Origin of the sequence: Dermacoccus sp. UBA1591 (assembly GCF_002322065.1) — a bacterium.
GTDB classification, from domain to species: Bacteria; Actinomycetota; Actinomycetes; order Actinomycetales; family Dermatophilaceae; genus Dermacoccus; species Dermacoccus nishinomiyaensis.
Window position 1 is genome coordinate 1 of record NZ_DCNR01000090.1, and the last position, 16939, is coordinate 16939.

19 protein-coding genes and 1 pseudogene are annotated in these 16939 nt (G+C 68.5%); 5 read left to right on the forward strand and 15 right to left on the reverse strand.

Going from position 1 to position 16939, the window contains the following annotated elements; translation table 11 throughout:
- The 7 genes from B2284_RS09585 to B2284_RS09615 all read right to left on the reverse strand — a co-directional run.
- The coding region (locus tag B2284_RS09585) for an FAD-dependent oxidoreductase (RefSeq protein WP_286697442.1) at positions 1-128 on the reverse strand (128 nt) is incomplete at its 3' end.
- 77 nt (positions 129-205) lie between these two features.
- The gene (locus B2284_RS09590; RefSeq protein WP_136788203.1) at positions 206-619 is read right to left on the reverse strand and encodes a rhodanese-like domain-containing protein; all 414 of its coding nucleotides are present in this window, start codon (positions 617-619) and stop codon (positions 206-208) included.
- Positions 620-681: 62 nt separating this feature from the next.
- Positions 682-1650: a hypothetical protein gene (locus B2284_RS09595; RefSeq protein WP_136788204.1), complete on the reverse strand. Its 969-nt coding sequence runs from the start codon at positions 1648-1650 to the stop codon at positions 682-684.
- Positions 1651-1984: 334 nt separating this feature from the next.
- Positions 1985-3535 carry an alkyl hydroperoxide reductase subunit F gene (gene ahpF, locus B2284_RS09600; RefSeq protein WP_074046316.1) on the reverse strand — a complete coding sequence of 517 codons (1551 nt, stop codon included), beginning with the start codon at positions 3533-3535 and terminating at the stop codon, positions 1985-1987.
- 575 nt (positions 3536-4110) lie between these two features.
- The gene (ahpC, locus tag B2284_RS09605) at positions 4111-4674 is read right to left on the reverse strand and encodes an alkyl hydroperoxide reductase subunit C (protein ID WP_074040110.1); all 564 of its coding nucleotides are present in this window, start codon (positions 4672-4674) and stop codon (positions 4111-4113) included.
- 365 nt (positions 4675-5039) lie between these two features.
- Positions 5040-5402 (reverse strand): hypothetical protein, encoded by a 363-nt coding sequence (locus tag B2284_RS09610; protein WP_170957163.1) that lies wholly within the window; start codon positions 5400-5402, stop codon positions 5040-5042.
- Between the two features lie 49 nt (positions 5403-5451).
- Positions 5452-6045 carry a LysR substrate-binding domain-containing protein gene (locus B2284_RS09615; protein ID WP_170957164.1) on the reverse strand — a complete coding sequence of 198 codons (594 nt, stop codon included), beginning with the start codon at positions 6043-6045 and terminating at the stop codon, positions 5452-5454.
- A gap of 10 nt (positions 6046-6055) precedes the next feature.
- Between B2284_RS09615 and B2284_RS14495 the strand changes: the two genes are divergently transcribed.
- From B2284_RS14495 to B2284_RS09625, 3 genes and pseudogenes are all read left to right on the forward strand, one after another.
- A complete protein-coding gene (locus tag B2284_RS14495) occupies positions 6056-6241 on the forward strand; it encodes a pyridoxal-phosphate dependent enzyme (RefSeq protein ID WP_170957165.1) in 186 nt (61 codons plus the stop codon).
- Positions 6242-6252: 11 nt separating this feature from the next.
- Positions 6253-6576 (forward strand): annotated as a pseudogene (locus tag B2284_RS14500) (pyridoxal-phosphate dependent enzyme); the annotation flags it as partial.
- A gap of 47 nt (positions 6577-6623) precedes the next feature.
- Positions 6624-6908 (forward strand): pyridoxal-phosphate dependent enzyme, encoded by a 285-nt coding sequence (locus tag B2284_RS09625; protein ID WP_074040104.1) that lies wholly within the window; start codon positions 6624-6626, stop codon positions 6906-6908.
- Positions 6909-7021: 113 nt separating this feature from the next.
- On the opposite strand, the gene B2284_RS09630 is transcribed toward B2284_RS09625, so the two are convergent.
- From B2284_RS09630 to B2284_RS09640, 3 genes are all read right to left on the reverse strand, one after another.
- Positions 7022-8044 carry a metallophosphoesterase gene (locus tag B2284_RS09630; protein ID WP_074040103.1) on the reverse strand — a complete coding sequence of 341 codons (1023 nt, stop codon included), beginning with the start codon at positions 8042-8044 and terminating at the stop codon, positions 7022-7024.
- 205 nt (positions 8045-8249) lie between these two features.
- Positions 8250-9176 (reverse strand): ABC transporter permease, encoded by a 927-nt coding sequence (locus B2284_RS09635; RefSeq protein ID WP_136788205.1) that lies wholly within the window; start codon positions 9174-9176, stop codon positions 8250-8252.
- On the reverse strand, positions 9173-10066 hold the full coding sequence (locus B2284_RS09640) for an ABC transporter ATP-binding protein (protein ID WP_144693753.1): 894 nt from the start codon (positions 10064-10066) through the stop codon (positions 9173-9175). The genes B2284_RS09635 and B2284_RS09640 overlap by 4 nt, the downstream gene beginning before the upstream one ends.
- A 142-nt stretch (positions 10067-10208) precedes the next feature.
- Between B2284_RS09640 and B2284_RS09645 the strand changes: the two genes are divergently transcribed.
- Entirely contained in the window at positions 10209-10802 is a 594-nt protein-coding gene (locus tag B2284_RS09645) for a pentapeptide repeat-containing protein (RefSeq protein WP_074040100.1), read from the forward strand.
- 79 nt (positions 10803-10881) lie between these two features.
- Here B2284_RS09645 and B2284_RS09650 read toward each other — a convergent pair whose 3' ends face one another.
- The 4 genes from B2284_RS09650 to B2284_RS09665 form a co-directional block, all read right to left on the reverse strand.
- Positions 10882-11700, reverse strand: coding sequence for a trypsin-like serine peptidase (locus B2284_RS09650; protein ID WP_136788207.1), 819 nt, complete (start codon positions 11698-11700; stop codon positions 10882-10884).
- A gap of 276 nt (positions 11701-11976) precedes the next feature.
- Complete coding sequence (locus B2284_RS09655; RefSeq protein WP_239304542.1) at positions 11977-13467, reverse strand: CoA-acylating methylmalonate-semialdehyde dehydrogenase; 1491 nt, start codon at positions 13465-13467, stop codon at positions 11977-11979.
- Positions 13468-13646: 179 nt separating this feature from the next.
- A complete protein-coding gene (locus tag B2284_RS09660; RefSeq protein ID WP_136788208.1) occupies positions 13647-14621 on the reverse strand; it encodes an NAD(P)-dependent oxidoreductase in 975 nt (324 codons plus the stop codon).
- Between the two features lie 184 nt (positions 14622-14805).
- The gene (locus tag B2284_RS09665; RefSeq protein WP_136788209.1) at positions 14806-15312 is read right to left on the reverse strand and encodes a hypothetical protein; all 507 of its coding nucleotides are present in this window, start codon (positions 15310-15312) and stop codon (positions 14806-14808) included.
- 190 nt (positions 15313-15502) lie between these two features.
- On the opposite strand from B2284_RS09665, the gene B2284_RS09670 reads away from it, so the two are divergent.
- Positions 15503-16036, forward strand: a complete 534-nt coding sequence (locus tag B2284_RS09670; protein WP_170957167.1) for a type 1 glutamine amidotransferase domain-containing protein — start codon at positions 15503-15505, stop codon at positions 16034-16036.
- A gap of 232 nt (positions 16037-16268) precedes the next feature.
- Here B2284_RS09670 and B2284_RS09675 read toward each other — a convergent pair whose 3' ends face one another.
- On the reverse strand, positions 16269-16688 hold the full coding sequence (locus B2284_RS09675; protein WP_136788210.1) for an NUDIX hydrolase: 420 nt from the start codon (positions 16686-16688) through the stop codon (positions 16269-16271).
- Positions 16689-16939: the final 251 nt, after the last annotated feature.

Genomic DNA, 16939 nt, shown 5'->3' on the forward strand with positions numbered 1-16939 from the left:
GCCGCGCCACCGCCCGTCCATTCGTTGCGTTCGAAGACGTCGACGGCGAGCCCGGCGCGCGCCAGCGTCACGGCCGCGGCGAGACCGTTGGGTCCGGCGCCGACCACGGCCACGCGCGTCAAGTTCATGCGTGAAGCGTAAGGAGGCGGCTACGGACGCGGGGCGCCGGGGACGAATGTGACCCAGAATCGCAGGTGTGCACGGCTCAGAAGCGGACGTCGGCGGGGGCGTGCGTCGTCGGCAGACGCGCCTCGACCCAGGCTGCGTACCCGCCGATGACGTCGGTCGCGTTGACGAGCCCGACGTCCTGCAGCGCCCGCGCCGCGACGCTCGAGGAGAAACCGTGGCGGCAGATGACGATGTACCGCGTCTGCCAGCTGCTCGCCTCCGGGATGCGCCACGCGTTGCTCGGATCGAGACGCCACTCGAGCACCGTGCGGTCGATGACGAGCGCACCCGGGATGTTCGCGCTCTCGGCGCGATGCTCCGCCGTCCGCGTGTCGACGATGACGGCCCCACGCTGCTGCTCGTCGAACGCCTGGCGCGGTGTCAGCCGACGCCATCCCTGACGCACGCGCGCGAGGTAGGCGGTCGAACCGCGGTCGCTGTCAGCTGGCATGGCCGGGCCGGTGGGGCGGACCTGCGACGGTCGCCTGGCTTCGTTCGTCCCCTTGTTCGGGGTCATGTGCGCCGAATGATCTCGGTGTCGTCGTCTCCGCCGCGCCCATGGCGCGTCGCGCTCGCGCCGCCGTCAGTGCCGACGTCACGACCGGCACGTCCGGGGCGCATGGCCTGCGTCCGGGCGTCGTCATCGCCGTTGTCGGCGCGTACGGGACGGAAGGCCTGCGTCCGGGCCTCGTCGCGTGACGTGCCGTAGGGCGGGGTGTGGTCGACGGCGGCTTCACCCGAGCGCTCGTACCACCGCGTCGAGCTGGGCGTGTCGTCGAAGTCACGGAAGTCGTCGTACTGGCGACTGTCGGCGCGGCCACCGAGCGGGAGGGGACGATCGTCGGCGCGCGATGCGTCGTCGGTGCGAGCGTCCGCCGGGTGCGCACCTTGCGCAGAGCCACCCTCGAGCACTCCCGCGCGGCGCTCACGCCGACGCCGTGAGGCGCGCGAGATGGCACGCGCGATCGCGAGGAGGATCGCCAGCACGAGCCCGAGCGTCAGGCCGAGCACGAGACCCGTCCAGTTGTCGACGACGTCCTGGCTCGAGCAACTGCGCTTGAGTTCGGGGTAGAGATCCTGCAGCGTCTCGATTCCCGGCGGCAGCGCGAACAACACCATGACGCCGAGGATCTTGCGCCACACGCCGTCGAGCAGCATGACGCCGACGCCCGCAGGCAGGAACAGCCACACGTTCGGGGGCCGCGAGCCGGCGCTGAACCAGTACTCACGGGCGAGAGGCCGCCATACCGACCAGTCGCAGCCCGCCGCCGGCACCCCGAAGTAGTCGTTCTTGACCGGGCTCAACGTCACGACGGCCGCGACGACGAGACACCACGTCAGCAGCGCGAACCCGAGCCGATCGGCGCGTGAGCGGCGCGTCGGGAAGAGCAACGTCGTCAGCAGCGCGAGGACGAACCCGCCGAGCACGGCCGGGCCTGTCCAGGGAAGGGCCTTGAGGATGAGCTGCAGCTGCTCGAGCATGGCGCCTCCAGGGCTTCCCGGCGTGGATTGGATGACGCAACACGGTAGCAACCAGGCGTGACCTGTTCGTTATCGACGCGCGGGCGGCGGCTCGACCGTTCGCCGTCAGTGTCCTGATGATGTCGGCCAGCGTTTGGGATGCCCAGGCTCAGATGAACCCTGTGGAAGCCCCCGGCTTGGCTGCCTCACTTCCTGGACGCGCAGGTTCGTGCCCGTCGTCAACGCAATCGAGATGGGGCATCCGACCCGCGCAACTGCGTCAGGGAGCATCGACGCAGAACGTCCCGGCCACCTCAGGGTGACCGGGACGTTTCACGTGAAACACGCTGACGGATCAGCCGCGGATGCTCGCGTCGAACGCGCCGAGTGCGGCCGTCGCGCCGGAGCCTTCGGCGACGACGATCTGCTTGTACGGCTCGGTCGTGACGTCGCCGGCGGCGAAGATGGCCGGGTCGGACGTCGCACCGCGGTCGGAGATGACGATCTCCTTGCGCTCGTTGAGGTCGACGACACCGTCGAGGAACTCGGTGTTCGGCAGCAGGCCGATCTGGACGAACACGCCCTCAACGTCGATGCTCTTGCTCTCGTTGGTCTCGCGGTCGGTGTACGTCAGGCCGGTGACGCCCTTGCCGTCGCCGACGACCTCACTCGTCGCGGCCGACAGGATGATGTCGACGTTGGGCAGCGACTTGAGCTTGCGCTGCAGCACGTCATCGGCGCGCATCGTGTCGAGGAACTCGACGACGGTGACGTGCCCGACGACGCCCGCCAGGTCGATCGCAGCCTCGACGCCCGAGTTGCCGCCACCGATGACGGCGACGCTCTTGCCCTTGAACAGCGGACCGTCGCAGTGCGGGCAGAAGGTGACGCCCTTGTTGCGGTACTCCTCCTCGCCCGGGACGCCCATGCGACGCCAGCGGGCACCCGTCGCGAGGATGACCTGCTTGGCGCGCAGTGCGGCGCCCGTCTCGGTGACGACCTTCTTGAGGCCGTCCTCGTCGGTGATGGACGCGACCTTCTGCGCCTTCATCACGTCGATCTCGTACTCGTGCAGGTGCGCCTCGAGCGCGGCGGCGAGCTTGGGGCCCTCCGTGTACGGCATCGAGATGAAGTTCTCGATGGCGTTCGTGTCGAGCACCTGGCCGCCGATGCGCTCGGCGACGAGGCCGGTGCGGATGCCCTTGCGTGCGGTGTAGATCGCGGCCGCGACGCCCGCGGGGCCACCACCGATGACGAGGACGCCGAACGGCTCCTTCTCGCTGAGCTTCGCCGCGGCCTTCGCGTCGGCGCCGGTGTCGAGCTTGCTGATGAAGTCTTCGACGGTCATGCGGCCCTGACCGAAGACCTCACCGTTGAGGTAGACGGTCGGGACGGCCTTGATGTCGCGCGCCTCGATCTCGTCCTGGAACGCGCCGCCCTCGATCGCGATGTGGTGGATGTTCGGGTTGAGCACGCTCATCGCGTTGAGTGCCTGCACGACGTCGGGGCAGTTCTGGCACGTCAGCGACATGTATGTCTCGAAGTAGAACGTGCCCTCGATGTCACGGATCTGCTGCGCCTGCTCGTCACTGACCTTGACGGGGTGGCCGCCGACCTGCAACAACGCGAGGACGAGCGACGTGAACTCATGCCCCATCGGCAGGCCCGCGAAGTGGACGCCGACGTCCGTGCCGGCGCGAGCGATCTCGAAGCTCGGGCGACGCTCGTTGTCGTCGCTGCGCTCATAGCTCACCTTGTCGTGCAGCGCCTCGATCTCCCTGAGGAGCTCTTCGGTCTGCTTCGACTTGTCGGAGTCGTCGAGGCTGGCGCGCAGCACGATCGGTTCACGAAGGTTGCCGAGCAGCTGCTGCAGCTGGGCTGTCATGTTGGCGTCGAGAACGGCCATGGGGTGCCTCCTGGTGTCGGCGAGGGGACGAAAAAGGTACGGGTTGGCCCGAACGGGGCGGTGTGTCAAGAATCTGTGGAGAGAAGGTCTGGCGAGAAGGTCTTGTGAGCCCACGGCGGGCGACCGGGGCGGGGCAGGTCACGAGTGGAGAGGGACGAGAGCCTTGGGGGCGTTCTCGTCACCCTCCACCCGCGGCCTGAGGTCCGAAACTCTGCATTGCAGGGTTTCGGACCTCAACCGGGGCGTTGCGGACTGAAACTCCGCCATGCCGAGTTTCAGTCCTCAGGCGGGCGGGCGCTGCCAGCAGCATGAGCCCCACAGTCGAGAGCGGAAAAGTCTCCACGCGGGGCCAGCTCTCAGGCGATCACGCCAGGCCGGGCGCCGCCCCGCCGTCGGAGGCGAACGAGTGAGCGTGCGAACTCGTTCGGTGATCACGGCGAGGCGGCGACCGGCTACGACCTGGCGACGATCAAGCGAGCCTGGAGGCTGACCTTGCGAAGCCTCCAGTGTGAGCGTTGAGGAGCCAGGTCAAGAGGGCCCAACTGAGTTCAATTTGATCCTGCAAAGGGCTGAACTCAGATCTTGCCGACGAGGTCCAGGCTCGGGGCGAGCGTGTCGGCGCCCTCTTCCCACTTGGCGGGGCAGACCTCGCCCGGGTGGTTGCGGATGTACTGGGCGGCCTTGACCTTGCGGACGAGTTCGGCGGCGTTGCGGCCGATGCCCTCGGAGGTGACCTCGGTGAACTGGATGACACCGTCGGGGTCGACGAGGAAGGTGCCGCGGTTGGCGAGGCCCTCGTCCTCACGCAGGATCTCGAAGTTGCGCGAGATCTGCAGCGTCGGGTCGCCGATCATCGCGTAGTTGATCTTGCCGATCGTCTCGGACGAGCCGTGCCACGCCTTGTGCGTGAAGTGGGTGTCGGTGGAGACGGAGAAGACCTCGACGCCGAGCTTCTGCAGCTCGTCGTAGTAGTCGGCGAGGTCGCCGAGCTCGGTCGGGCAGACGAACGTGAAGTCGGCCGGGTAGAAGAAGAAGATGCTCCACTTGTCGGCGACGTCGGCCTCGGAGACCTCGACGAATTCGCCCTGCTTGAAAGCGGTGGCCTTGAACGGCTTGATGGTCGTGTTGATGAGCGACACGTCATGCTCCTTCGCGTTTGGGGATCGGCGGCGAGCGTGGCGCCGCCGCAAGCATTCCTTAACTGGAATGACTCCATATTAGCGTCTCTGGTCGCCATGTCCAACAGCGGGCCGCATGAACATCGCGTGAACGACCCGCCCCCCCTCGCGGCGCGCCCCGAGTTCTCAAGCCGACGGCTGTGTGCACATCTGCGATTCACGGTCACATTCGTTCGCGACGGCGTGGTCGAGTCGCGACCATCTTCACCGTCCGACCGTGGCAACCTGGGGCCATGACGACCCACGAGCACACCCACCCACTTCGCGGCGTCATGATCTTTGCGCGAGACCCAGAGACGTCATGCCGGTGGTACGCCGAGCGCGTCTTACGCGTGGAATCGACTGCCGTGCAGGTTGATTCGGGGTTCTGGTTCGTCGAGGTCGATGGTGTCGAGATCGGCTTCCACCCCGCCGACGTCGAGCGCAACCCGTTCGGTACCAGCGTCGTTGCCTACTTCGCGACGGGCGATCTCCGCACCCATCGCGAGGCGCTTCTCGATGCGGGAGCCGAGCATCATCGGGGGCCGCTCACGATCGGCGGCGGGCGCAGCATCTGCCAGCTCATCGATCCGTTCGGCGGAGTCTTCGGCCTGGATGGCCCGCCCTGACGCCCAGCGCCTCCGAACATCGTCCGGAAACGCGTCAGACACGACGCGTTCTCGGGCAATGAGCGCCGCGCAACCGATCACTGCAGACCCTCACGATCGACGCGCCGTCGAGACACGGCTCAACCTTTCGTCACGCGCTCCACGACAGGCCGAGCAGCGTCTGCACGACCTCCTCGACGGCGGCCGGGCGCGGCGGTGCGCCGTACGTCGCGACGTGCAGTTCTCGGCCCGCACCGACATCGGGGGGCGTGACGACGCCTGGGTTGCGGTGGCCCGCGAGCGCGAGTGCAGACAGCAACGTCACCCCGAAACCCGCTGCCACGAGAGCTTGTACGGCGACGACGTCGTCACTGGCGAAGCCGATGTCGGGCCCGATTCCGACGGAGGCGCACAGGTCGAGCAGCCCTGTGCGGCAGCGCTCGCAGCCCGCGATCCACCGGTCGTCGGAGAACCTTCGCAGTTCTTCCGGCCGCAGGCCCGTCGCTTCCCTCTCGCCGGAGGCGCGCCCCTCCGCGATCGTGCCGCCAACCGAACGAGACGGCTCGACGAGGTGCAACGCGTCCCACCCGAGGTGCTCAACGGTGACGTCGTCATCGAAGTGCTGCCCGGAATAGGCGAACGTGATGGCGACGTCGACCTGCCCCGAGCGCAGCAACGCGGCGGCTTCCCGCGGTTCGACCTCGACGATGTCGAACGTCAGACCAGGTGCTGTGTCGGCCGTCAAGCACGAGAACATGAACCCGACGGGCTCGTTCAAGGTGCGCGGGGGCCTGACACTCGCCGCCTCGCTCGGTGCCGACGAACGCCGCGCCGGGCTCCTCACCTGTTCCACCGGCAATCACGCCCAGTCGATCGCCTACGCCGCACGGGTCGCCGGACGCGGGCACTCATCGTCATCCCGCACTCGGCGCCAAGTGTGAAGGTCGACGCCGTGCGCGCCCTCGGGGCTGAGGTCGTCCTCGAAGGTGAGCGACTGCCCGAGGCCGCGGCCCATGCCCGAACCCTCGCGGCCGAGCGCGGCATGCGCTTCGTCGACCCAGGCAACGAACCGGCGATGATCCACGGTCACGCCACGGTCTACCTCGAGCTGCTCCAGGCGCATCCGGAGATCGCGGAGGTCGTCATCCCGATCGGCAGCGGCTCCGGGGCCGCCGGCGCCTGCCTCGTGCGCGATGTCATCGCCCCGCACGTGCGGATCATCGGGGTTCAGGCGGTCGGCGCCCCTGCCGCCTACGAGTCGTGGGTCGGTGAGGCGGAAGTCTCCCGAGAGGCCAACACCCGCGTCAGCGGGTTGGCCACGGGATGCGGCTTCGCCACGCCGCAGAGCGTCCTGCGCGGCTCGCGCGGCACGGCAGGCATGTCGGACTCGCCGCGTTCGAACTCGTGCCGGACGACGCCATCGACGACGCCGCGCACCTGCTCGCCACCCACGCCCACCTGCTCCCGGAGGGCGCCGCAGCTGCGTCACTCGCAGGGCTGCGTGCTCGTCAGGAGCGGGACGGGGAAGCGCAGGGCGGTTCGGTCGCCGTCATCGTCACGAGTGGCAATGTCAGCACTGACGAGTGGAAGCGGCTCGCGAGCCGGTGACGCGTCCCTCGACGGAGCGCCCCAGGCCATGGGAGCGAAACACCCTCGGTGGGAGGGTTACGAAGCTCCCACCGAGCGTGTCCTGCTCCCGTCGGCGGAAATGCTCCCGTCGGTCAGCCGGCCTGCGTCCGGTAGGGGACGCGGCTCCACTCGAGGACTGCGGGTGAATCGGTCACACTCACCTTGAGCCAGTCCTTGTTGTTGTCCGAACCGTCCACCGTGATGCGGGTGAGGTTGTTCGCGCTGACCTTGAGGCCGTAGAACGAGAGCCACCGCGATCCGCTCGCCAGCGGCCGGTCGCTGGTGTAGACGTGCGAGTCGCCGTTGATGAGGTAGACGGGGCCATGGAACGCGTTCGACTGCTTGACGAGTTCGGCGACGAGCGGCGTGAACGCCGTGTTGTTCTCGTGCGGCACGTCGTACGTCGGGTCGAACATGTCCGCCTGGAGAGAGACCGCGACGGCGCGGGACTTGTGCTTCTTCGCGTCGGCGAACGTCGAGCGCAGCGCCGCCAGGTTGGTGTTCATCCGCGCCTTCTGCTCCGCAACCTGCGCGGGCGTCGCCGCCTTCTCGCCGATACCGGTCCACGGCGCGAGGTCGTCGTTCGACCCGACGACGTGCAGCGCGGCGAAGCTCACCTTCGCCTTGCGCCACGTCACGATCTCCGGGAAGGCGCGGTTGACGCCGTCGATGTGCTGGGGGCGCCCGTTCGTCGTGTTGTTCTTCACGAAAAACGTGGAACGGACGGCAGAGAGGCGCTCCAACGGGTTGTACGCGCCGTTGTTCGGGCGGTGGCAGTCGGTCCATTCGTTGTCGCCGGGGGTGTAGACGAGCGGGTCGCGGAAACGGTCGAACTGCTTCTTGATCGAGGCGAAGTAGCTGTCGTCGCAGCGCGTCGAGCCGTTCTTGATGTCGCCGACGTGCTGAACGAGTCGCACGTCGGGGTCGGCGTTGATCTCGTCGACCCACTTCGGGAACGCCTCGATCTGCGCCTGGCCGTAGGGGACGTCACCGATGACGGCGAAGGTGTAGCTCGCATGGTGCTTCGCGCCGTTAGAGACCGCAACCGCCTGAGTGGGAGCCATGCCTGCGAGGCAGGCGAGAGCAGCAAGGGCGGCCGGGGTGCGATGTTTCACGTGAATCCTCCAAGTCAGGGTGCGGGCAACCCCTGCATCCCACGCCTTCGAGCTGACGACGGCGAGTCGCCGGCGCGAACGGGACATGAACGGCTCGGGCGACGGCGAGCGAAACACCCTCGGTGGGAGCGCCGTGACGCTCCCACCGAGGGTGTTTTGCTCGCCGTCGGCGACCGAGGCCCGCCGGACCGTCAGTCGACCTGGGTCAGGACGACTTCACCTCTCTCTTGTTGAGGCGGATGAATCCGATGACCATCGGAACCACGAGCCACAGCACGTGCGCGACGGCGAACTTCGCCCACCCTTCGTTCGACATCGTGCCGTCGTAGAGCGGCTGCGTCGTGAGGTTGAGGTCGATCCACTCACCGACCTTGCGCATCGTCTCGCCGAACGACGTCACGATGCTCACGAGGATCGGGATGAACAGGTACGAACAGATCGCGGCGGGGGTGTTCTGGAAAGCCAGGCCGAATGCGATACCGATCGAGACCGCGATGAGCTGTGCCAGCACGTTGCCGCCCACGGCGCCCCACGACATCGTCCAGTTGGCGTCGTGACCGAACGCCGCCTGGGCGATGAGCGTCGTCGCTGCACCGATCGCGAACGCAAAGATGATGGAGAGGGCGCCGAACAGCAGGCCCACGGCCCACTTGGCGAGGACGACGCGTGAGCGGCGCGGTTCCAGCGTGAACGTGACGAGCGCCGTCCGCTGCGACCACTCACTCGTGACGGTGAGGATGCCGAGGATGGGCAGGAGGAAACCCATCGGGATACCGGCAGCGGCGACGAAGTTGCCGAACCGCGGCGCCGACTCGCGTCCACCGAACATCACCGCGATGGACGCGATGATGATGAGGACGCCCATGGCGATGAGCAGCCACTTGCCCGCGCGGGTGTCGACCATCTTGCGCATCTCGACGCCGAAGAGGCGCCCGAAGGAGACCGGGGAGGTGCGACCTTCGTCACCGAGGCGCCTCGGAAGACGTGAGTGCGCCGGAGCTGCACTGCCCTGCTGCGGCGCGCGCTGCCCGCCCTGTGCCTGCATGTGCGGACCGCCCGCCATGGCGGGCTGCTGCTGCGGCGGGTAGTGCGCTCCGCCCTGCGGCTGGTTGGGGTTCATGGGGGTACTCATCGCGCAACCTCTCGGGAGTCGGCGGCGGTCAGGTTGAGGAACATCTCTTCGAGGCCGGAGCCACCGGCCTGACCGAGCTGAACGAGGACGATGCCGTGCTGGGCTGCGACGCGCCCGACCTCGATGGGCTCGACCGTCGTGTGGATGCCGGTCTGCGTGCGCTGGACCTGGATGCCAGCGGCCTCCAGCGCGGAGGCGAGGGCAGCGTCGTCGGTGCTCGCGGCGTTCGTGCCCGCACCGCGCAGCAGCTCCTGCTTCGTGCCCTGACGCACGATGCGGCCGCGGCCGATCATGACGAGGTCGTCGGCGATCTGCTCCACCTCGTGCAGCAGGTGGCTCGACAGCAGCACGGTGCCGCCACGCTCGGCATAGGAGCGCAGGAGGCCACGCATCCAGCGGATACCCGCCGGGTCGAGGCCGTTGGCCGGCTCGTCGAGGATGAGCACCTCGGGGTCACCGAGCAGGGCGTGCCCGATGCCGAGGCGCTGACGCATGCCGAGCGAGTAGTCGCCGACACGACGCTTCGCCTCGGGCGGCGTGAGGCCGACGACGTCGAGGATCTCGTCGACACGGTCGGTGCCGAGCCCCATCGTCTTGGCGCCGAGCGTGAGCACCTCTCGGCCGGTGCGGCCCGCGTGCTGGGCGCTCGCGTCGAGCAGGACGCCGACGTGGCGGCCCGGGTTATCGAGCTTGCTGTAGTCCTTGCCGAGGATGGTGGCGTGACCCCGCGTCGGCGGTGTCAGCCCCGTCATCATCCGCATGCACGTCGACTTGCCAGCGCCATTCGGGCCGAGGAAGCCGGTCACACGACCCGGCTTGGCCTGAAAGCTGACGTTGTCGACCGACACGGTGTTCCCGTAGACCTTGGTCAACCCCTCTACTGTGATCATGGTCTCAACCCTAGGAGGCTCACGCCGCGTCAGGCCGCATCGGCGTGTCATCTCATCCTCCCGACACCGAGGATTCATCCGCGCGACGGAGCCCGCGTCATCCTTGCGACGGACGCGCGGCGCGCGATGCGAGCATGGACGCATGAGTGACACGACGCGCGGCGAACGGTTCGTCGAGGTCGACTTCTACGAGCGCGACCTCGACGGGGCCCGCTTCGTCGACTGTCGGTTCACGGCGTGCGACTTCACGGAGAAGAACCTCGTCGACGTGACGTTCGAAGGATGCGCCCTGTTCGACTGCCGCTTCAACGACACCACGCTCGAGCGGGTCGCGTTCACCGGCGCCACACTGAGCGGCTGCTCGTTCGCGATGACGACGCTCGACGGCTGCAAGATGACCGGTTCGACGTTCGCCGACTGCGGGTGGCGCCACACGACGATCGTCGGCGGGCAGTGGGCGATGGTGACGATGCGTCAGCAGAAACTCGACGGCCTCGACTTCACCGGCGCCCGCCTCAGCGACGCCGACCTCAGCGAATCGTCCCTGCGCAGAACGGTCTTCGCCGACGCCGACCTCAGCGGCGCCACCCTGCGCGGAGCCGACCTACGGGACGCAGACCTGCGCGGCGCCCGCGTCGACGGCATCGATCTCGCCCAGGCACGCTTCGCGCAGACCCGCATGGACGTCGACGCGGCGCTCGCCGTCGCAGCGGCGCAGGGCATCGTCATCGGGTGACGGTCGTCAGTTCGCGCGTCTCGGAAGATGCGCGATCAGCGGGTTGCCAGGCGAGCAGGCCGTGGTGAGACGCGGCGTGTCAGCAGCCGTCGTCGCCGGGCGTGGGGGCCGTGTCGCCGGCACCACCGGCGTCGGCGCGGGCGAGCAGCACGAGATCGCGCGAGTCGAACGCCGGGCTGTAGGACGTGTGCGTGTAGCAGCCGCCCTGATGATGACCGCCGATGAGGCCGATGACCTGTTGCTCGCTGTGGCCCTTGCTCGTCACGGTCGTGACCCACGGCGAGCCGCTGCTGCCCGTCGAGTAGCCGTCGCAGTGGAATACGGGGTCGTTGTCGTCGTCGAGAACGGTGGTGTGGCAGACGGTCGGCATGTCGGAGTCGTTGTTGTACGACTGGACGGAGACTGGCTTGCCGGCCGCGCGGGAGCGCCCGACCTCCAGCTCGTAGGCGCCCGTGGCGTCCTCGATGTGCTGGACGTTCTTGCCGCTGCCGTGCGTCTCGATGCTCAAGAACGCGACGTCGGCGTCGGGATCCTGATTCTCCATCCATGCGGAGTCGAGGAACGCGGCCTTCACCTTCCACGTGCCCAACGGGCGAGCCCCACCCGAGTACTGCGGGACGAACACGAGGTCGTCGGACTTGCCGCCGAGGCAGTGCGCGGCCGTCATGATGACGTCCTTGCTCTCACTGTGGACGACCGAGGCGGTGCAGAAATGCGCTTCGTCCCCATCGTCGGAGGGTTCGATGAGCACCCCGGTGCGTGCCGTCGGGTTGGCGCCGGCCGCCTGAAGGGTGCGGCCCCCTTCGGCCGTCGGTGCGGCGGTGAAGACGAGGGCGCCGATGCACCCGGCGGCGGCGAGCGCCCGGCGCGCACGGGCGAGGTGGAGCAGCTGATCCATGACACCTCCTCGACCGCGCGGGCGTGCTTCGTACCGTGTGGTACATCGGCGTGGCGGCAGGCAGCGTTACGCAGCTCTCCCCCCATGGAGGATCGGCGCAGTACATCTGCAACGCGTTCAAGGGCGGCCAGTCATGACGCTCTGGTCACGACCCGCACGTAAGACGGGGCTTGCACACAGAAGAGTGGCGCGTCGGTGCGGCGCTCGAGAAAGCCGGGTGCGTCTCGCATGTTTCACGTGAAACGCGAGCTGCACCCGGCCTCGTGGCATCGATCGTCAGTTCGTCGGGAACCCGAGGTCGACCTGGCTCTGCGTCGGGTCGGGCCAGCGCGTCGTGACGACCTTGCGGCGCGTGTAGAAGTTGAACGCCTCCGCGCCGTACATGTGGGTGTCGCCGAACAGCGACTTCTTCCAGCCGCCGAAGCTGAACGAGCCGACGGGCACCGGGATCGGCACGTTGACGCCGACCATGCCGACCTCGATGGCGAACTCGAACTCGCGGGCGCTCTTGCCGTCACGCGTGAAGATCGCGACGCCGTTGGCGAACTGGTTCGCGTTGATGAGTTTGACGGCGTCCTCGAACGTCTCGACGCGCACGACCGACAGCACCGGGCCGAAGATCTCCTCGTCGTAGACCTTCATGCCGGGCTTGACGTCGTCGACGAGGCTCGTGCCGATGAAGAAGCCGCTCTCGTCGAAGTGCTTCTCGCGGCCATCCACGACGACGCGCGCACCCTCGTCGGCTGCGCCGGCGACGTACGAGGCGACGCGGTCGCGCGCCTCGCGCGTGATGAGCGGACCCATCTCGGAGCGCTCGTCGAAGCCGTCGCCGATGACGAGCTTGCCCATGCGCTCGGCGATCTTGTCGACGAGCGGGTCGGCGACCTCCCCGACGGCGACGAGCACCGACACGGCCATGCAGCGCTCGCCCGCCGAGCCGTACGCGGCGCTGACGGCCGCGTCGGCGGCGGCGTCGAGGTCGGCGTCCGGCATGACGACCATGTGGTTCTTCGCGCCGCCGAGGGCCTGCACGCGCTTGCCGTTCTTCGACGCGCGCTCGTAGATGTACTGCGCGATCGGCGTTGATCCGACGAAGGAGACGGCCTTGATGTCGTCGTGGTCGAGGATGCCGTCGACGGCCTCCTTGTCGCCGTTGACGACGTTGAGCACACCGTCGGGCAGGCCGGCGTCCTTGAACGCCTGCGCGATCCACAGCGCGGCGGAGGGGTCGCGCTCGCTCGGCTTGAGGATGACGGTGTTGCCGCACGCGATCGCCGTCGTCACCATCCACAGCGGCACCATGGCCGGGAAGTTGAACGGCGTGATGCACGCGACGATGCCGACGGGCTGGCGCACCGAGTGGACGTCGACGCCCGAGGAGACCTGCTCGGAGAACTCGCCCTTGAGGTGGTGCATGAGGCCCGCGCAGTACTCGACGTTCTCGAGGCCGCGCACGACCTCGCCCGCGGCGTCCGAGACGACCTTGCCGTGCTCGGCCGTGATGATGCGCGCAAGTTCGTCGCTCTTCGCCGTGACGATCTCGCGCAGCTTGAACATGACGGCGGCGCGCTTCGTCAGCCCGGTCGCGCGCCAGGCCGGCAGGGCGGCACGTGCGGCGTCGACGGCCTGCTCGAGGTCGCTGACGCTCGCGAGCGCGACGCGAGCGCTCACCTCACCCGTCGCGGGGTTGAACACGTCCTGTTCTCGGCCGGTTCCGGCGACCTCGCCGCCGTTGATCCAGTGGCCGATCTGCTTGATGTCACTCATGGTTCACACCTTCGTCTCGTGGGTCCCGCGATGCGCTCGTGGCTGTCTGCGGGGTTCTGGGTGGTCAGTGGTGCGAGCGCCGCGTGGGGCTCGGTGGTGGTGACGCGTGGGGCCAGCGATGGTGCCGCGTCGGGCCGGGGCTGGTCGTCCGTGGCCACGCGACTCGCGCGGGCGCTCGGTCAGGCGTCGCGGCGTGCGCCGCCGTGGACGTAGCCCTCGGGCAGGCCTTCGGCGTCAGGGTCGACGGCGGCGATGACGACGGTGCAGTCGAGCTCGCCGCCCCCACCGTCGACGGCTTCGGCGAGGCGTTGCGCGGACAGGCCCGTCGCGGGCAGGTGCAGGCCGTGATCGGCCGCGGCAGCGAGGGCGAGACCGATGTCCTTGAGCGCCAGATCCGCGCGGAACGACGCGGAGAACTCGTTGTTGACCGCGGCCGTCTCGACGACGCCGGGCACGGGATACCACGTCTGCAGCGCCCACGAGTTGCCGGAGGAGACGCTCGCGATCTGGTGGAACGTCTTCGCGTCGAGGCCGAGCTTCTTCGCGAGCGTGGCCGCTTCCGAGAGGCCCTGCACGGCGACGAACAGCATCATGTTGTTGACGATCTTCGCGGCCTCACCCGTCGTCGGGTCGCCCGTGGCGAAGAAGTTGCCGCACATGGGCTCGATGAGCCGGCGCGCACGTTCGACGTCGGCGTCCGCACCGCCGACCATGAACGTGAGCGAGCCGGCCTCGGCGCCGGAGATTCCGCCGCTGACGGGCGCGTCGACGAAGTGCAGGCCCTTCGCGGCGGCCGCGTCGTGCACGGCCTGGCAGGTCGCGATGTCGACGGTCGAGGAGTCGATGAGCATCTGCTCGGGCGTCGCATGGGCGAGGATGCCGTCGTCGTTCGAGGGTTGGGAGCCGTCGGCCGCCTGAGCAGCTCCGAAGTAGACGGCGCGCACGTGCTCGCCCTTGGGCAGCATCGTGATGACGGCGTCGGCGCCGTCCATCGCTTCGAGAGCGCTGCCGACGACCTCGACGCCCGCGTCGGCTGCCGCCGCGCGGGCGGCCTCGACGACGTCGTAACCGCGGACGGTGAATCCGGCCTCGATGAGGTTCTTCGTCATGGGCAGGCCCATGTTGCCGAGGCCGATGAACGCGACGGTGGTCATGTTGCTCCCCTGCTCGGGTGCGCCCGGCAAGGGTGGCCCGACGCGCGTGGCTGTTCGATACCGCCCACCCTATGACCCAGGTCACATCGAATGGTGGATCGCAGCAGCCGCACTTCGCCCACCGTGCGCCACCGGCGAAGGAGCCACCCCGAGCATCAGCAGCGCGGGAGAAGGATCCGGCAGGTCAGTTCCGCTCACCACCGGGGATCTCCGCGCTCTTCTTGGCCACCTCCCACGAGCCGAAGTGTTGTCGGATCGCGGCACCACTCGGGCGCCTGCGACCGGCCGCCTTCTCGCCCTTCGTCCACGTCGAGTAGGCCGCGAAAGAACTCGACGTCACGTCAGCGCAGGCGTCGTCGGCCGCCGCCTCGAGGAAACGTGCGACGGCGACGCGGTAGTCGTCGTCGGAGAAGGACCCGCCGCCGCGCGAGCGTCCCGTGTTCGCCGTCAACCCCAGCGCTTCGACGGCGCGCGCCCACGATCCGCCGCCGAGGCGCGAACGGATCGTCTGCGACGTCGGCGGCCACACCGCGACACCGACCTTCGCGAGGATCCCCCGCTCGTCGAGGTACGCGCTGCGGGCCGCGTCGTACTGCGCGGCACTGATCGACGCCTCCCCCGGCTGCGGCGGCACGCCGGTGACGCGTTCGTGCAGGAGGCGGTAGGCGGCCTCGGGACTCTGGTCATCCATGGGGTCAGTGTGACGCACCGACACACCGCGCGCCGGGGATGACGGCGGAGGGAGCAAGCTGCATCATGGCGACCGAAATCGCAGATGTGAACAGGATTCGCAGGAATGCGCGGCAGGGGCGAGCGGCCCGGAGCGGCGCCCACCCCGTCGGGCGTTGCGTGCTGCAGATGAGCAAATTAGTTTGGAACGCATGGCAAAGATCGCATTTCTCACCAGTTCCGAAGGCATCGAGAGCGTCGAGCTGACCGAGCCCTGGAAGGCCGTCGCCGACGCAGGCCACACGCCCGTCCTCATCTCCCCGGAGTCGGGCGAGGTGGAGCTGTTCGAGCACCTCGACAAGTCGGGCACGCAGAAGGTCGACGTCGAGCTGTCGGACGCCGACATCAACGACTACGCCGCACTCGTCCTGCCCGGCGGCGTCGCCAACCCCGACAACCTGCGCGCCGAGCCGCAGGCCGTCGACTTCGTCCGTCAGTTCGTGACGGGCGGCAAGACCGTCGCGGCCATCTGCCACGCGCCGTGGATGCTCGTCGAGGCCGACGTCGTGCGCGGCAAGCGCGTCGCGTCGTTCCCGAGCATCCAGACGGACATCCGCAACGCCGGCGGCGAGTGGATCGACGAGGAGGTCGTCATCGACGCGAACCTCATCACGAGCCGCAACCCCGATGACATCCCGGCCTTCAACAAGGCCGTTCTCGACGCCGTCGAGAAGGCCGCCGTCTGACGCTCGGCCCCTGATACGCGGAACGCCCTGACCGCCGGATCTTGGTTCGACGGCCAGGGCGTTCGGCATCCCCGGGCTGCTGCCGTGCGATTCCCCTGCCCATCGGCGATTCTCGGTCACATTCGTCGTGCAGCCTGCGTCCCACGATGACGGGGGCGACGCGCGTCGCGAGACGTCAGCGCAACAAGACGTCAGCCGTCAGCGCGGCGCGCGACGTCAAGACACCAGCCCGTCAGTCGAAGATCGCCGGGACGGCGTTGAACTGCAGCATCGGCGCGAGGAGTACTCCATCCTCCGGGTCGCGCAGCTGCGCCTCGGTGAACCACTGCATCTCCGCGATCTCAGCGGCCACGCGCGGCGTCTGCGCAAGCTCGCCGGGGTAGGTGAACACGTGCGACTCGAGCACGAATCCCGGCTCGTTAGCCGCGTCCGAGCGATAGGTACCGAGCGGTTCGAGCTCCGCCGCCGAGACGACGAGCCCCAGCTCCTCCTCGACCTCGCGCGACGCCGTCTGCGCGAACGTCTCGCCGTCCTCGAGCTTTCCACCGGGCAGCATGAAGCGCTCGGTGCCACGCTTGCGCACCGTCAGCACGCGGCCTCTCTCGTCGCGGAAGACGACGGCGGCCACGCGGATCAGCTTCTCTTCGACCATTCCGCGAGCGTATCGGGCCCACCACGCATGGCTCGCCCTCCCCCAACGCTCACCCCATCAGCGTGCCCCAGCGCCCGCCGGCCCCTGATTGCCGCGTTCGGCCCTCGGGCGGGGGCGCGGCGAGGGAATGGCTGACGTCATCGCGCGCCCCTCAACTGCCGGAGTTTTGCGCATCTGTACCAGGATTGTGCGTGACATTCCTGGTGCAGATGCGTAAAACTCGCGCAGCGATCCCGGCGATGCCCGGCCCC

What these genes read in the sequence shown, in the direction of transcription:
- B2284_RS09590 (WP_136788203.1), bottom strand. Translation starts at nt 619, where the DNA reads ATGCCAGCTGACAGCGACCGCGGTTCGACCGCCTACCTCGCGCGCGTG.
- B2284_RS09595 (WP_136788204.1), bottom strand. Translation starts at nt 1,650, where the DNA reads ATGCTCGAGCAGCTGCAGCTCATCCTCAAGGCCCTTCCCTGGACAGGC.
- ahpF (WP_074046316.1), bottom strand. Translation starts at nt 3,535, where the DNA reads ATGGCCGTTCTCGACGCCAACATGACAGCCCAGCTGCAGCAGCTGCTC.
- B2284_RS14495 (WP_170957165.1), top strand. Translation starts at nt 6,056, where the DNA reads ATGAACCCGACGGGCTCGTTCAAGGTGCGCGGGGGCCTGACACTCGCC.
- B2284_RS09625 (WP_074040104.1), top strand. Translation starts at nt 6,624, where the DNA reads ATGCGGCTTCGCCACGCCGCAGAGCGTCCTGCGCGGCTCGCGCGGCAC.
- B2284_RS09635 (WP_136788205.1), bottom strand. Translation starts at nt 9,176, where the DNA reads ATGAGTACCCCCATGAACCCCAACCAGCCGCAGGGCGGAGCGCACTAC.
- B2284_RS09640 (WP_144693753.1), bottom strand. Translation starts at nt 10,066, where the DNA reads ATGATCACAGTAGAGGGGTTGACCAAGGTCTACGGGAACACCGTGTCG.
- B2284_RS09645 (WP_074040100.1), top strand. Translation starts at nt 10,209, where the DNA reads ATGAGTGACACGACGCGCGGCGAACGGTTCGTCGAGGTCGACTTCTAC.
- B2284_RS09650 (WP_136788207.1), bottom strand. Translation starts at nt 11,700, where the DNA reads ATGGATCAGCTGCTCCACCTCGCCCGTGCGCGCCGGGCGCTCGCCGCC.
- B2284_RS09655 (WP_239304542.1), bottom strand. Translation starts at nt 13,467, where the DNA reads ATGAGTGACATCAAGCAGATCGGCCACTGGATCAACGGCGGCGAGGTC.
- B2284_RS09660 (WP_136788208.1), bottom strand. Translation starts at nt 14,621, where the DNA reads ATGACCACCGTCGCGTTCATCGGCCTCGGCAACATGGGCCTGCCCATG.
- B2284_RS09665 (WP_136788209.1), bottom strand. Translation starts at nt 15,312, where the DNA reads ATGGATGACCAGAGTCCCGAGGCCGCCTACCGCCTCCTGCACGAACGC.
- B2284_RS09670 (WP_170957167.1), top strand. Translation starts at nt 15,503, where the DNA reads ATGGCAAAGATCGCATTTCTCACCAGTTCCGAAGGCATCGAGAGCGTC.
- B2284_RS09675 (WP_136788210.1), bottom strand. Translation starts at nt 16,688, where the DNA reads ATGGTCGAAGAGAAGCTGATCCGCGTGGCCGCCGTCGTCTTCCGCGAC.